Source organism: Dorea hominis, from assembly GCF_014287705.1.
GTDB classification, from domain to species: domain Bacteria; phylum Bacillota; class Clostridia; order Lachnospirales; family Lachnospiraceae; genus Dorea_D; species Dorea_D hominis.
In genome coordinates this window covers 177,432-190,247 of the sequence record NZ_JACOOY010000003.1, presented here as the reverse complement: position 1 = coordinate 190,247, position 12,816 = coordinate 177,432, and the positions used below count along the sequence as shown (strand labels likewise).

Sequence of the window (12,816 nt, the reverse complement as noted above, 5' to 3'; positions counted from 1 at the left end):
GGTATGCGCTCCTTTCCTGCCCGTTAATGGGCATTGAATATTGATTTGCTAAGGCTTCCGGTCTTGAATAATGAAAATGCAAGAATCACGGTATAAGCCGCTACTGAAAACATTGCTGCATGAAGGTCACTGGATATGGTCATTGCATTTACTAAAACTGCATAAATTCCCACACAGACCATCATGAAGAATCCCTGAAATGCCAGTGCGAACAAGCCTTTTAAATAGTTGTTTCCGATATTGCCCCATTCCTTATTGGTCATGGTGGCAAACGGAATTGGTGCTATGGAAGTATAAAGGTAAATTTCTATCATTCTTCCGTACAAAATTACCGTAATGATAATTGACAGAATGTGCATGGTAACACTGATCAACATCGTTTCCATGGATAGCAGGAACAAATCCCCTAACTCCATATCCTCCAGGGCATCCACAATCCGTGAAATTGCTTCTGTTGCATCCACCGCAGTGTTTCCTGATATCACCCCGGCGGCATTGTTGACCACATGTTGGCCAACGTCAAAGACCGCCATCGTGATATTGAACGTATTTGTCACCAGATAAATGGCTACATACGCTTTGAAGATCCAGAGGAAAATGTTATAAGTCTCAAATTCATGGAAATTGTTTTTTTGTGTTACCATCGTGATCAATTCATAGCACAGGACAAAGGTGATGATCAGTCCCGCAATGGGGACAATCACCGTTTGGGATATATTCTGAATCAGATTAAAAATCCCTGCATTCCATCCCTGCGGTGTCTGTCCCACCTGCCCGGCTATGGTTCCCACCTGCTCATTGACAGACGTGAACATGTTATCCAAACTTGACTTAATAAGCCCGATCAGGATATCCTTTATCGCTTCCGTAATTCTCTCAATGATGGTGTTCATCTACCACTCCTCTTAAGAGAACAATGTTGCCAGCTGTGGAATCAGGGTAGTTCCCAGCAGCATGATTCCGGCACCAGCCATCAGCTGTTTGATGCCCTGGCTCTTAGCACCGGGATTGTCATTTCCATATCCTTCCAGAAGGTTTACGACACCCCACACGCCAAGACCTGCGCCGATTGCGACTACAAGAGTTTTTAAAGTTGTAATTGCACTGCTAAAAAATGCCATATACATTCACCAAAACTGACTTTTTTCAGGTGTTTACGGGAATGAAAAAACACCGACTAAAAAGCCGGCGCACCCAATGTCAGTTATTCCTTTCCTCATTATTTTTCGTTCATTCCCAAGGTTACTCCGACAGTTCTACGTGAATCACTTCCACCTCTTCTTCGGGTTTCGGTGTGTACTGCGGATTTAACTCTTTCTCTACTTTGTATCGGTTTTTCTCGTTTTCATCTGCAAGATACCGATAATTTTTGTGTTTCGTGATATCATATTTGTCCGAAAAGAATGGTCTGGCACCACGAATCTGCAGGATACATTTTCCTCCATCCATGACTGCAATCTCATCTTCCGTCATCAGCTGTTTGCCAGTTTTCTGATAATTCAATCCAAAAGACTTCTGATTACTCCTCGTCTCCGAAGTGTTATACAGGTCAATGGTTTCCTTACCAAGAAGCTCACTCATTTCCTTTAAAGTAGTTTTCTCTTTTCCTCCAAGAAATAGTGTGGTATCACAGTTACCCAGAATAGTATCCGCACTATCCTTATACATTGCCTTTAGCTGACTCTGTGACTGCAAAATAATAGAAGCAGAGATTTCCCTGCTTCGGATGGTTGCGATTAGCTTGTCAAACTGTGGAATCTGCCCGATGTTGGCAAACTCATCAGCGATGACACGCACATGAACTGGCAGTCTTCCACCATACTCATCATCTGCCTTGTCGCAAAGCAGATTGAAAAGCTGTGACTGTAACATGGCAATCACAAAATTAAAGGTTGTATCTGTATCGGACATAATCAAAAACAAGGCTGTCTTCCTGTCCCCGATCTTATCCAGTTCCATTTCATCATAAGACATGATCTCACGAAGTTCTGCTATATCAAATGGTGCCAGCCTCGCACCACAGGAAATAAGAATACTTTTGGCAGTTTTGCCAGCCGCCATTTTGTATTTTTTATACTGTCTGACTGCAAAGTGCTGCGGATCTCTTTCTTCCAGTTCCTGGAACATCATATCCACTGGATTCTGGTAAGTTTCATCCTCTTCACGGGTTTCGCTTTCATTCAAAAGATCCAGAAGGGTATTCAGATTCTTTTCCTCTTCATCTCCTTCATACCAGATAAAAGCAATCAATGCCGTGTACAACAGCTTCTCTGCTTTTACCCAAAAATCTTCGGAAGCTTTTTCCCCTTCGCCTTTGGTATTAACAATGATTGTTGTGACCAGCTTCAGGATATCTTTTTCAGACCGTATATAAGCAAATGGATTGTAATGAAGCGATTTGGAAAAGTTGATAGTATTCAGAACCTTAATCACATATGGTTCGTGAACCACTTTTCCTGATTTATCTTTCATAATATTTCCATTCTTATCTTTCTTAGGTGGTCCCTTTGCTAACATCTTCCCGCACTCCTCGATCAGAGTGCCTTTCGGATCTGTAATGACCATGGAACAGTTCATCTGCATGACTGACGGCTTAACGAAAAATCGAGTTTTTCCGGAACCACTGCCGCCAATGACCACTATATTTTTATTTCTTGCATACTTTGGCTGTTTAGGTCTACTTTCCATAGTCAATGCTTCTGTTGCTGTCAATGGAATATTCATCCAGGGATCTTCCGACATATAAGGCTTGATATCCTCTGCGATTCCCCATCTGGCTGAACCATACTCGATGCCTTTCCGTAATTTCTTTGCGTCCGCCTGTTTCTGCCAGACCAACACTTTCAGAACGACTGCAACAACAATACCTGCTAGCAGATCTTTCCAGTTATTGCTTAACACAAAACCTGCAAAAATCCGGTCTGCGTGTTCCATTGCATATAATAGTTTGTTCCCCATATCTTCTCCCGGACTGTTCCGGTAAAGAAAAAATGCCCGGTCTGCATAGAAAGCAGCCAGAGCATAAGGGATATTTGTAAGAACCAGTTTCTTTTTATCCAGGGCGGACAGCTTACCCCCGATTTTAATCTTCCACTTCTGCATCAGAGTTTTGCCGCTTTTCTTTTTCATCGACTCTGCTCCTGATGCCGGTTCTTTACTTTGTCCTTCGTCTTCTTTGGCATCATTGCCCGGTAAGCTGCAAGACGCTTATGAATGGAAGGCTTATTCGCTTTTTGAATCTGTTTCTGGGAAAACTCACGGAAAGCAGCATTGAGGGCATCCTGATCACGTCCCTTGAAAAATACCAGATAAACCGGAGGATCTTTGCTCTTGTCTTTTTTCAGAGCATAATTGATCCCGTATTTTCTGGCATACCGTTCAAAGGACTTGATATTTTTGTCCGTGATCTCGATATTGACCATCCCGGCATTCTGTTTTGCCAGCTCTTTTACCGTGACCTTTCCCTGTTTCGGCTGATTTTTCTGTGCTTTCTTCTCTACTGATTTCTGCTTCTGATGTCGCAGATACGCAACAAGAACCTTTTTCAACAGGTCTGCTGTAATCTTAGTAGCCCGAATACAGAACGTGACCGTTTTCTGAGTTACCTCTTCCTGCATGACTTTTCCCTCCTTTCAGCGATTCAACTGCTGTCCAGATCTGTAATCATGGCAATCACCCCCTTTAATGAAAAAAGACAGATTAACCGGTAATCAGGTTCTGCACCTGTACGAGTTTTTCTGTCCCTTCTTCTTTTCTCTTATCTTCTCCACCACAATAGATGGGAACACACATTTCAAGTATTCTACTGTAAATACGCTGATGGGCAGTATCCAAATCTGTGGATTTCATTTCATTCAGTCCCAGATTCGTTGTTACGATCATCGGAAGCATTTTACAATATCGGCTGTCTATCACATTATAGACCTGCTCCAGGGCAAACTCGGAATTTCGTTCTATTCCCAAGTCATCAATAATCAGCAGCGGATAATCCACAAGATTTTGTATAATCTGGTTCCTATCTGCCTGATAGCTGGTCATTTCATTTAAGATTCTGGAAAAATTTGTCATCATGACACGTTCTCCCTGTTCCAAAAGTGCATTTGCAATACAGCCTGCAAAGAAACTTTTCCCGGTTCCAACTGGTCCCATCAAAAGCAATCCTACATTTTTTCTCTTCATATCTGTCCAGTTTTCTACATACTGCCTGGCAATTAGTATCTTCTGGTTGCTTCCGTTGTCATTTTCAAATTTCCATTCCCAGAATCTTCTTTCCCGAAGTCCGACGGATTTTCTCTGATAAAGCTGCCGCTGTGCTTCTTCCCACTGCATCTTCTCATCTAGTTCCTGCCTGGCTTTTACCTCGCATTCGCACAAACAGGACACTACATGCTCAAATCCCATCAGACTGACTTTCATCTGTTTTCTTTTTCCACAGGTGCCACAATGAAGACATCCCTCTTCGTCCAGATAATCTGCTGTTACTTTATTTTCCATCACAGGCTTTCTCCTTCCTGAAATTCATATTTATCCATTCCTGTCCTGGTTCCATCCCTTTCTGCCCAAAGACAGATTGTTGCAAAATGGTTCTGATACTCTTTTCCACTGGATTTCATATAAACAGAAAGATGATCAATCCGTTTCTGGTAATCCCATGGAAATAGCGTCATCAGCTCCTGCAGTTCAGCTTCCGACAGAACAACATTTTTAAATCTACCATACTGACTGAATTTTTCTTCCAAAGTGGGAGTATTGCCCTTACTCTTATCAGTATGATTCTTTTCAGTCTTATTTATCTTAGTATTACTTCCATCCAGATTCTTGCAGTCCGGACTTCTATTTTTTTGCGTTCCGGACTTCCAGTTTCTTGCAATCCGGATTTCCAATTCCTTGCAGTCCGGATTTCCAGTTTCTGGCGTTCCAGAAGCAAAGTATCTTACGGGCTTTCCTCTAATCCGTTTCACAAAATTTTTCACGTATATGACAGAGGGACGATTATTCCCCTGCCGATACCGTTCAATCAATCCAATCCCATGCACACTGTCAAGCTCATAAAGAAGCTTTGTCACTGTCGTATGCGACATTCGCAATAGTTCCTGCAATTCTGCGATCGTGTAAATGATATAGACATAACCATCACTATCAATCCATCCATTTTTCTTGGATAGGCTGATTCGATCAAGCAGAATTCCGTAAAGGAGCTTTGCGTCTGTGGACAGGCTTGCAAACTCTTTTTCTGTGAACAGAGCTTTTGGTATCCGAAAAAAAGAAAACTGGTCAGATTCTTCTGCTCTGAAATATTCAAAATCTGCCATAGCTTATTTCCTATTCTTCCTCATTATTAAAATCACACCCTGCTGCACTGCCTGTTCCATGACACATCTCATTAAACACAAAGTTGAAGCACATCATTAACTCACTCAGATAATAATTCCTTGCCTCTTTATTGCAGGCATACATATCCTCGATATAAACCTCCTCGTTTCCATTCATTCGTGCGATTGTTTCCAGAACTTTCATAAACTTCTTATTAGAGCAGCACTCATACTGCTCATTTACATATTTCTGAATTTCCAGCACACGTTCAGGCTTTCCTTCATAAACAGATAACACGCCAAATGCCAGATCCATGCCAAACTCATAGCCATCGGCTTCTACGGCATCAATATCAAGATTACCTTCTTCATCGTAATAGCCACGCTCTTCCATAGGAGTCAGTGGTGTCTCATATTCATCCAGATATCCCATATCTGCAATTGTTCCCAGAATATCTCTGGATGCTGCCACCATCTTATCCATGATAATTTCTCTTTCTTCCATCTGCATATTTGCCATAATTCTGTCTAATGTCATCATTGATTCTTCCTCCATCTCATTTTCATAAATATCATTGATATAAAAGTGGTTCGCCTTTCCATCGTTTTGAACAATACGCACCAGCTTTCCAATCTTAACAAGTTCCTGTACTGCCTGATCTACGCCATATCGAGTCGTATTCAGATCTTTCTTCATTTCGCTTTTTGGATAGATAACAAACAGATCCCCGTTATGATCTACCCAGCCATTCTGCACCGCAAATTTCAAACGATCCAGAAATAAGCTGTATAAAATTTTTGCTGTATTTGACAGATTTTTGTATTTTTCCATCTGGAACAGCACCTTCGGCACCTGCAGACAATCTACCGGCATATACTCCATCTTACTCATTGATTGTTTCCTCCTTCTGTTTGTACAGCACTTCGGCTGAATTAATATTGATTTCCAACATCCCTACAAATACCTGATAGTACAGAAGGCATATCTGTTCATCCTCTCTTGCCAGATACAATCCTTCCAGTTCATCGGACGGATGTTTCATTCCATATACTGCCTGACAAATATCATGGATTTTCTCACATTCCACACTTCTAAGATGCTGCTCCAAGGTGTGGTTAAATCTCTGCCAGTCCTCCAGTTTCTGATTTACTGACATCATGCACTGGAACAGTTCCGCTGCTTCACATGCTGCTGACAGCACTACATTTTTGTTATTGATACTTCCATCGGCATTTTTCATATGCCCTACCATATACGCCTGATCTACTGAAACCATCTTTTATCCTCCTCTATCTAAACGGAATTTCTTCTTCCATGCCCTCTGGGATCTCTAAGAACCCTTCCGCATCTTCTGGAAACGGTGGTCTGTCAACCATTTTTGCACCTGCGAATTCAATCCGGTTTGCATACACTTCGGTGGTATAAATCTTTTTCCCGGTATCCTTATCTTCATAATTACCTGTGACAATCTCGCCTTCCACCATGACCTTCGTGCCCTGCATCAGATAATCTCTGGCAAATTCTGCTTTCTTTGCAAAAGCCTTTACCGGAATGAAACTGACTTCATCGGAATAATTTCTTCTGACTGCCAGAACAAACTTGGCAATCTTATGAAGTCCTTTTTCATTCTCCACTTCGTTGTATCCGGGATTTCTTACCAATCGCCCGGAAATAACTGTTGTATTCATTGGCTTAACCCTCCTATGCTTTCATTGATTTGTAACAGATGCCGATACATGGTCCACATTTTCCATAGGCACATCCGTAACATTCATCTTTTTCCAACTCTTCTTGCTTCATTTCATCGGCAAACATTCCTAACAGTGTTGTATAAATCTTTTTCATTGCAAGGAACTTTTCTTCTGCTTTTTCCATCTTCTCTTTATAAAATGGGATCAGTTCACGAAGAACTGGATGGAAACGTTCATTTTCATCATCCCAGGCACAGGTTTTCATCATACAACGTGGCTGTTTCTCATAATTGCCCAGATAATACGGGCAGAACGTACAGCCTCTTTCTTTAACAATTTCCACCGGAATTACTGGCATCTGACTTTTGATTTCCTTAGTTACATGCTTACTTTCAATTCGCTCTCTCATATTAAAAATCCTCCAAGAATATATATTTGCAAAAGGGACTTCCCCTGAATTGCCTGGTTTTAAGCACAAAAAAAGAGGCAGACTTACGATTTTTGTTTTCGCAAGCCTGCCTCTTATCAATCTAATATTCTATTTTCCAATGGCATACCGTATAAACACGTATATCGCTCTAATCACATACACTGGAATCATGATACTTCCAATCAATGCTCCAATGATGACACTTAATGCAGCCATCCCAAGTGTTGCTGTGGTATCCATTCCTCTCGGAATCAGAATCAACCGCATTTTATGTATTCCAAATGGAAGTCCAGCAATAAATACCCACCAGAACCAATCCGTCTGTCCACTGACCTTCATAATTGTTTTTGTCATCCAAAACCAGAATACCATAAATGCCAGTGGCAGAATCGATTTTTTAATTACATCTTCAATCGTCATCTTTTTTCTCCCTCTGTCTGATTCCTTCCGCCACCTCCCGATTAAGGTTTGCCAATATTTCTCTAACCACAGGAGAATCCAATCGAAAGGTTTCCAGATCTTTCTCCGTAAGCTCCCTTCCGTTCGCATCATATCTTCGTACAATTTTCAAAGCCATACTTTCACTTCCTTCCTGCTGATAATCCTAATGTTTTCAACAAATGTTTAAACTTCTCTCTTTTTATCCGTTTAACACGTATCTTTTCTATCTTTTTCAGATAGACTTGTATTCTCCTTGCCATATCTTCATTGCTCATTCTTTACCCTCTCTTTCTGCCCACGATGCCAGAAGCATAAATATAATTTCTTCCATCTGAGTCTTTGTATATGTATCTGGAAAATATTGTTTCAATTTCTTCGCCGGAATCTGCACCTGAACTTTTTCAGTACTTTCATTCATGCAAATCTGGTCAATTTCTGAATACGTCAACATCCGCTCTTTTGAAATCTGCTTCAATTCCTTTGCCTGCTTCATGGAAGGTACCATATTGTGATTACTCATATACTGAAATAATATCTGCTGCTCTTCAGTTCTCAAATAAGAAAGTTCAACAGCTGTGTTAAAGGGAAGCTTCTTCTCGTCTGCCAATTCTAATAGCTCTGCTACTAACTCTGTCAGATGAATATATCGAAGAATCTGTCTGGAACTATCTCCTGTATTCTGACTGACTTCTTCTGCCGCCAACTTCTTGCCAACTTGGCAAGAAGTTAAATCAGATCGTTTTCCCTGACGCTTTAACGCCTCATATTTCATTTTATAAGCAAATGCCTTTTCGCTGATCAGCAGCTCTTCTCGTTGAATGTTGGAATCTACCATAATCACCGTCGCTTCATCATCTGTAAGATCTTTGATGATAACCGGCATTTTCTCTAGTCCAGCAAGTTCACATGCTCGTTTTCGCCGATGACCAGCTACCAGCTCATAACCACCAGACTCTCTCAACCGCACAATACCAGGAACCAACACGCCATATTGTGTAATGCTTTCTGATAATTCTTCCATTTTCTTATCATCTTTTACTTGAAACGGGTGATTTGGAAATGGATGAAGGCTTCCTATTTTTATCTCGCAAATTCCATTGTTTGTTTCTTCGTTTGTTCCAAACAACGCATCAAGTGGCTGTAAGGAAATGGGAGTTGCTCTTTTTTTAGATGGCATCTTTCAGCACCTCCTCCGTCACTCTCCGATAAGCTTCTGTAGCTTTGCCTTTCGGATCATAAGAGAAAATACTCTGTCCTTCTCTGACTGCTTCCTTCATTCTTACAGAAAATGGAATATAATTATCAAAGATATGAATTTGACTTCCATATACATTTCTGAGAAGTTCCATATTATTTCTGGCATCATTTGTATGCGCATCGACCATCGTGAACAGAATCCCACCGACTTGCAACTTCGGATTAATCTGCTTACGAACCTTACCGATCGTTTTTAACAACTGCTGCAAGCCTTTGATTGGCAGGTAGGACGCTTCAACTGGAATGAGGACTTCATCTGATGCAGCCAGCGCATTGATCGTAATCATTCCCAATGATGGCATACAGTCAATAATGACTGCATCATATTGATCCTTGATACCATATAAAATCTGTTTCAATACATATTCCCTGCTCATTGCATTTACCAACTGTACTTCCGTACCTGCCAGTCCAATGTTAGAACAGATAATGTCTATTCCCTCTGCCTGATGTCTGATATAACAGTCTGAAGGAATATCTTCATCTTTCATTACTGCATCCATAAGAGCTGTAAGTGTTTCATTACTGTCATCACAATCACGATATCCAAATCCTGCGGATACATCAGACTGTGGATCGGCATCTACAATCAACACTTTCATATTCTTTTGTGCTAATCCTACTGCTAAATTAGCTGTACATGCGGATTTTCCCGTTCCCCCTTTTTGGTTTACAATAGAAATAATTCTAGCCATTTTTCATCACCTTTCATCGTCGTCAATCAAAAAGAGGACTGAATTAGACAACCGGAATCTATATTCCGTGCGAGCTAATTCAGTCCTATAATTACAATAATTCTGTTGTTTTTACTCTTGTCTTACACAAATCCATTTCCAGTCTGGATCTGTAATAATTCATATTCTGGAATGACAGCGCTGCCTTATTTTTCCCTTTTTCAGGGAGTTAAAAATAAGGACTAAATTAGTGCAACCCCTTGTATTTACTGGAGTTTTCTAACTTGTCCTTATTATAACTCGACCATGACAGCTAAAATGAGGAAGTAACACATCAGGTTCATCACTGTGCAAAAACTGCTCATCATTGCAATCACGGATAATTCTTCGGATTGCTTTGTTGAGTGTGGCTTGGTGCTGTGCCTGACCAAAACGATTGATGAAAATAAAATCTGTATATCCGTCAATCGTGACCTCGCAATGAAGTCCTAAATCTTCCTGCTTCTGTTTCTCCTGTTCAAATGCTTCTCTCACAAAACCGAGCATTGGAACCTGCCTCATACTAGCCGGAGTCTTCGTTGTATTTACATTGAAATAACAGCCGCTTTTACTTCCCTCAGTTCTGTGGTCATAATATACAAGAGTATGATTAACATCAATCATTCCACTTTCCATATCAATATCACACCATCTCAATCCAGTTACTTCCCCCACACGAAGTCCAGTTCCTATCATTACTGCAAAGACCGGATACCAGTGTTCATATACAGGGTGGGTTTTCATGAAATTCAGAAATAGCTCCTGCTCAAGTTTCGTCAACGCTCTACGCTTTTCCGACTGAAAACAATGTGCTTTTTTCAATTCTCTCAACACATTATCTGACGGGTTATTTCTGATAAAGTCATCATCGACAGCAATCTGTAAAACCTGATGAAGAACCGTATGTATATTATCAATTGTTGAAGGCTTCAAATTTCTTTCATCAACAAGATAATTGTAGTATTTCTTAATATCTGATTTCTTCAGCGTTGATATTCTTTTACTTCCAATCACTGGTCGCACAAAGGTATTGTACATATATTTGTAATTTTCAAAGGTATTATTCTTCAGCCCTCTTTTCATATTTGCCCAAAGGTCAAATAATTCATCAATGGTTGTGTATCGTGCTTCGGTCTTAATACCATCACATTTATCTTTCTGAATACGCTTTTCTTTTTCTCTCAGGTCATCTAAAGTTCTTGCGTAAACAAATCTTCTTTTCATCTGGCTGTCCTGCCAGCTAAATTGATAAGTACCGTCTTTTCTCTGAACCTCTCCGGTTTTCAGAACAACCCTTGATTTATCTTTTCTTTTTGTCGCCATTGTGTCCTCCTAAATTCTAAACTGCTTATCTATATATTTGTCCAGTCGTTCCCTCACAATATGGATTTTATTGCCTATCCATATTGCAAAGGGACAACCTGCTTGATTAGATAACTCACGCAACTTCGTTCTTCCTATACCGGAATATGCTGCGGCTTCTTCGATTGTCAGCCACTTTCTTTCCCATATCGGTTCTTCAGCATTGCTTATGAGTTTTTCCTGATATGTTCTTACTTCGGCAAGTAAGCGTTCATCATCATTCAAGGAAAGTAAGTTTTTCAATGTATTCATCAAAAATCCTCCTCTTAATCATTCGACGATTTCCTATATGAAGAACAAATGGGCATTCTTCTTGGCTTGTTAGTTTTCTCAGTCTTTCTCTACCTATGCCAGAATATTCAACTGCTTCATCAATCGTCAAATTAGACTTATGCCATATCGGCACATCATATTTTTTTCGGATAATCTTTTCTGTATCTGCCATTACGGAAGCACCTCCTTGTTTTTTTCTGCCCTTATGATAATTAAAAAATGACGATGAGCCTATTATGCGAACCGACCCATCGCACATTTTACAAATCAGCTATATCGAATACGCATTATCAAGATATTCGTCCAGTTTTCTTCTTTTAATCAGTCGCTTACTTCCATTCCAAAGAACAAAAGGGCAAAACTCCGAGTCGGACATTTCTCTTAATTTTCTTGAGCCAATACCACAATAAGCTGCGGCTTCTTCTACTGTAAGATTGGACTTCTTCCAGATAGGAATAATGATTTTATTTTCTGTCATTGCTTCCCCTCTTTTCTTTCTTTGATGAATATCTGTCGGTAACAACATAATCCCAACCATCTGCATCACACTTATCACATCTGTCTTTTCGCTTTGCAAATGGGTCAAGTCGCCTTACAATATAGTCCGGATTGTGGATGTAATCATTCAGGCACTTCGGGCATAGACAACGAATATTTTCTTTCCCCTCCGGCTTGTAAACCCAAAGTCCAAAAGTCTTTTTCAAAGTTGCGTTTATCTGCCTGAAAAGTTTATCGTCATCTACCGTACCTATGTATTCACGCAAATCCTCTCTATTGACTGTCCGTATCTGCTCCAGAAGAACCATTGACGGTTTCTTCAGTCCAAACTCCTCGCCAAGAATAATGTGCGATGGCAAATATCTTTTCTTGATTACACTTGTAACCGCTGCAACAATAATCGTTGGAGCACTGCTTTTAACGACAGCTTCCCACTCGTGACCTTTTTTACATCTCCATATCACTTTCTTATGAGAACCAATAGAAACCTCTGTCGGTTTTATCTTATTCTTTTTTGACCACTGCTTTGCCAGTAACGGCTCTAATGTCGCCAAATCGTTAATACCTGCAATCACTCTCGCACCGGAACATATCGGACATTTTTCTCCATTAGAACGAGCCTTAACGCTTGTTTGCCATTCGTGTCCGCAAGTACCTTTCCACCATACTTTTTTATTTGAACCAAAGGTAATATCATCAGGTGTAAGCGGTAAATTCTTCTCCGACCATTCCGTAATAAGCTCTGGGTGTACTTCTGCTAAACTGTTGTTCATAGCCAAACCTCAACCTCCTTGTGCTTAGAGTATATGAAGTTTTGGCTTTATCTTGTAGTTTGCGA

Annotated in this window: 20 protein-coding genes; all 20 read right to left on the bottom strand. The window is 40.4% G+C overall.

What is annotated here, in order from left to right:
* Positions 1–23: 23 nt before the first annotated feature.
* The 20 genes from H8S07_RS03545 to H8S07_RS14360 all read right to left on the bottom strand — a co-directional run bounded on the left by H8S07_RS03545 (position 24) and on the right by H8S07_RS14360 (position 12,751).
* The gene (locus H8S07_RS03545; protein ID WP_015524554.1) at positions 24–893 is read right to left on the bottom strand and encodes a VirB6/TrbL-like conjugal transfer protein, CD1112 family; all 870 of its coding nucleotides are present in this window, start codon (positions 891–893) and stop codon (positions 24–26) included.
* A 12-nt stretch (positions 894–905) separates the two neighbouring features.
* The gene (locus H8S07_RS03540) at positions 906–1,121 is read right to left on the bottom strand and encodes a Maff2 family mobile element protein (RefSeq protein ID WP_017144663.1); all 216 of its coding nucleotides are present in this window, start codon (positions 1,119–1,121) and stop codon (positions 906–908) included.
* Positions 1,122–1,242: 121 nt separating this feature from the next.
* Complete coding sequence (locus H8S07_RS03535; protein ID WP_330598501.1) at positions 1,243–3,102, bottom strand: VirD4-like conjugal transfer protein, CD1115 family; 1,860 nt, start codon at positions 3,100–3,102, stop codon at positions 1,243–1,245.
* Between the two features lie 23 nt (positions 3,103–3,125).
* Positions 3,126–3,617, bottom strand: a complete 492-nt coding sequence (locus H8S07_RS03530) for a PcfB family protein (protein ID WP_008371518.1) — start codon at positions 3,615–3,617, stop codon at positions 3,126–3,128.
* An 82-nt stretch (positions 3,618–3,699) separates the two neighbouring features.
* Positions 3,700–4,494 carry an ATP-binding protein gene (locus H8S07_RS03525; protein ID WP_055060298.1) on the bottom strand — a complete coding sequence of 265 codons (795 nt, stop codon included), beginning with the start codon at positions 4,492–4,494 and terminating at the stop codon, positions 3,700–3,702.
* Positions 4,494–5,312: a replication initiator protein A gene (locus H8S07_RS03520; protein WP_055060297.1), complete on the bottom strand. Its 819-nt coding sequence runs from the start codon at positions 5,310–5,312 to the stop codon at positions 4,494–4,496. Before H8S07_RS03520 ends, H8S07_RS03525 begins: the two co-directional genes overlap by 1 nt.
* Before the next feature lie 10 nt (positions 5,313–5,322).
* Positions 5,323–6,204 carry a replication initiator protein A gene (locus H8S07_RS03515; RefSeq protein ID WP_186855419.1) on the bottom strand — a complete coding sequence of 294 codons (882 nt, stop codon included), beginning with the start codon at positions 6,202–6,204 and terminating at the stop codon, positions 5,323–5,325.
* Complete coding sequence (locus H8S07_RS03510) at positions 6,197–6,589, bottom strand: hypothetical protein (RefSeq protein ID WP_055060295.1); 393 nt, start codon at positions 6,587–6,589, stop codon at positions 6,197–6,199. The genes H8S07_RS03515 and H8S07_RS03510 overlap by 8 nt, the downstream gene beginning before the upstream one ends.
* 13 nt (positions 6,590–6,602) lie before the next feature.
* Positions 6,603–7,001 (bottom strand): single-stranded DNA-binding protein, encoded by a 399-nt coding sequence (locus tag H8S07_RS03505; protein WP_055060294.1) that lies wholly within the window; start codon positions 6,999–7,001, stop codon positions 6,603–6,605.
* A 13-nt stretch (positions 7,002–7,014) separates the two neighbouring features.
* A complete protein-coding gene (locus H8S07_RS03500) occupies positions 7,015–7,413 on the bottom strand; it encodes a hypothetical protein (protein ID WP_044921493.1) in 399 nt (132 codons plus the stop codon).
* A 129-nt stretch (positions 7,414–7,542) separates the two neighbouring features.
* Positions 7,543–7,854 (bottom strand): DUF6050 family protein, encoded by a 312-nt coding sequence (locus H8S07_RS03495; RefSeq protein WP_055060293.1) that lies wholly within the window; start codon positions 7,852–7,854, stop codon positions 7,543–7,545.
* On the bottom strand, positions 7,844–8,011 hold the full coding sequence (locus tag H8S07_RS03490) for a hypothetical protein (RefSeq protein ID WP_165853758.1): 168 nt from the start codon (positions 8,009–8,011) through the stop codon (positions 7,844–7,846). The genes H8S07_RS03495 and H8S07_RS03490 overlap by 11 nt, the downstream gene beginning before the upstream one ends.
* Before the next feature lie 4 nt (positions 8,012–8,015).
* Positions 8,016–8,150 carry a hypothetical protein gene (locus H8S07_RS14610; protein WP_255494039.1) on the bottom strand — a complete coding sequence of 45 codons (135 nt, stop codon included), beginning with the start codon at positions 8,148–8,150 and terminating at the stop codon, positions 8,016–8,018.
* Positions 8,147–9,052: a ParB/RepB/Spo0J family partition protein gene (locus H8S07_RS03485; protein WP_055039907.1), complete on the bottom strand. Its 906-nt coding sequence runs from the start codon at positions 9,050–9,052 to the stop codon at positions 8,147–8,149. Before H8S07_RS03485 ends, H8S07_RS14610 begins: the two co-directional genes overlap by 4 nt.
* A complete protein-coding gene (locus H8S07_RS03480; protein WP_054337283.1) occupies positions 9,042–9,827 on the bottom strand; it encodes a ParA family protein in 786 nt (261 codons plus the stop codon). The genes H8S07_RS03485 and H8S07_RS03480 overlap by 11 nt, the downstream gene beginning before the upstream one ends.
* A gap of 258 nt (positions 9,828–10,085) precedes the next feature.
* The gene (locus tag H8S07_RS03475) at positions 10,086–11,168 is read right to left on the bottom strand and encodes an integrase DNA-binding domain-containing protein (RefSeq protein WP_243175954.1); all 1,083 of its coding nucleotides are present in this window, start codon (positions 11,166–11,168) and stop codon (positions 10,086–10,088) included.
* A 9-nt stretch (positions 11,169–11,177) separates the two neighbouring features.
* Positions 11,178–11,459, bottom strand: a complete 282-nt coding sequence (locus H8S07_RS14605) for an excisionase (RefSeq protein ID WP_023920548.1) — start codon at positions 11,457–11,459, stop codon at positions 11,178–11,180.
* Positions 11,425–11,652, bottom strand: coding sequence for an excisionase (locus H8S07_RS03465; RefSeq protein WP_002594705.1), 228 nt, complete (start codon positions 11,650–11,652; stop codon positions 11,425–11,427). The genes H8S07_RS14605 and H8S07_RS03465 overlap by 35 nt, the downstream gene beginning before the upstream one ends.
* Before the next feature lie 99 nt (positions 11,653–11,751).
* Positions 11,752–11,958: an excisionase gene (locus H8S07_RS03460; RefSeq protein WP_002594704.1), complete on the bottom strand. Its 207-nt coding sequence runs from the start codon at positions 11,956–11,958 to the stop codon at positions 11,752–11,754.
* Entirely contained in the window at positions 11,945–12,751 is an 807-nt protein-coding gene (locus tag H8S07_RS14360) for a zinc-ribbon domain-containing protein (protein ID WP_243175953.1), read from the bottom strand. The genes H8S07_RS03460 and H8S07_RS14360 overlap by 14 nt, the downstream gene beginning before the upstream one ends.
* Positions 12,752–12,816: the final 65 nt, after the last annotated feature.

Bases quoted from the DNA above. Each gene is read 5' to 3' on its own strand.
- H8S07_RS03545 (WP_015524554.1), bottom strand. From the start codon at position 893: ATGAACACCATCATTGAGAGAATTACGGAAGCGATAAAGGATATCCTG.
- H8S07_RS03540 (WP_017144663.1), bottom strand. From the start codon at position 1,121: ATGGCATTTTTTAGCAGTGCAATTACAACTTTAAAAACTCTTGTAGTC.
- H8S07_RS03535 (WP_330598501.1), bottom strand. From the start codon at position 3,102: ATGCAGAAGTGGAAGATTAAAATCGGGGGTAAGCTGTCCGCCCTGGAT.
- H8S07_RS03530 (WP_008371518.1), bottom strand. From the start codon at position 3,617: ATGCAGGAAGAGGTAACTCAGAAAACGGTCACGTTCTGTATTCGGGCT.
- H8S07_RS03525 (WP_055060298.1), bottom strand. From the start codon at position 4,494: ATGGAAAATAAAGTAACAGCAGATTATCTGGACGAAGAGGGATGTCTT.
- H8S07_RS03520 (WP_055060297.1), bottom strand. From the start codon at position 5,312: ATGGCAGATTTTGAATATTTCAGAGCAGAAGAATCTGACCAGTTTTCT.
- H8S07_RS03515 (WP_186855419.1), bottom strand. From the start codon at position 6,204: ATGAGTAAGATGGAGTATATGCCGGTAGATTGTCTGCAGGTGCCGAAG.
- H8S07_RS03510 (WP_055060295.1), bottom strand. From the start codon at position 6,589: ATGGTTTCAGTAGATCAGGCGTATATGGTAGGGCATATGAAAAATGCC.
- H8S07_RS03505 (WP_055060294.1), bottom strand. From the start codon at position 7,001: ATGAATACAACAGTTATTTCCGGGCGATTGGTAAGAAATCCCGGATAC.
- H8S07_RS03500 (WP_044921493.1), bottom strand. From the start codon at position 7,413: ATGAGAGAGCGAATTGAAAGTAAGCATGTAACTAAGGAAATCAAAAGT.
- H8S07_RS03495 (WP_055060293.1), bottom strand. From the start codon at position 7,854: ATGACGATTGAAGATGTAATTAAAAAATCGATTCTGCCACTGGCATTT.
- H8S07_RS03490 (WP_165853758.1), bottom strand. From the start codon at position 8,011: ATGGCTTTGAAAATTGTACGAAGATATGATGCGAACGGAAGGGAGCTT.
- H8S07_RS14610 (WP_255494039.1), bottom strand. From the start codon at position 8,150: ATGAGCAATGAAGATATGGCAAGGAGAATACAAGTCTATCTGAAAAAG.
- H8S07_RS03485 (WP_055039907.1), bottom strand. From the start codon at position 9,052: ATGCCATCTAAAAAAAGAGCAACTCCCATTTCCTTACAGCCACTTGAT.
- H8S07_RS03480 (WP_054337283.1), bottom strand. From the start codon at position 9,827: ATGGCTAGAATTATTTCTATTGTAAACCAAAAAGGGGGAACGGGAAAA.
- H8S07_RS03475 (WP_243175954.1), bottom strand. From the start codon at position 11,168: ATGGCGACAAAAAGAAAAGATAAATCAAGGGTTGTTCTGAAAACCGGA.
- H8S07_RS14605 (WP_023920548.1), bottom strand. From the start codon at position 11,459: ATGAATACATTGAAAAACTTACTTTCCTTGAATGATGATGAACGCTTA.
- H8S07_RS03465 (WP_002594705.1), bottom strand. From the start codon at position 11,652: ATGGCAGATACAGAAAAGATTATCCGAAAAAAATATGATGTGCCGATA.
- H8S07_RS03460 (WP_002594704.1), bottom strand. From the start codon at position 11,958: ATGACAGAAAATAAAATCATTATTCCTATCTGGAAGAAGTCCAATCTT.
- H8S07_RS14360 (WP_243175953.1), bottom strand. From the start codon at position 12,751: ATGAACAACAGTTTAGCAGAAGTACACCCAGAGCTTATTACGGAATGG.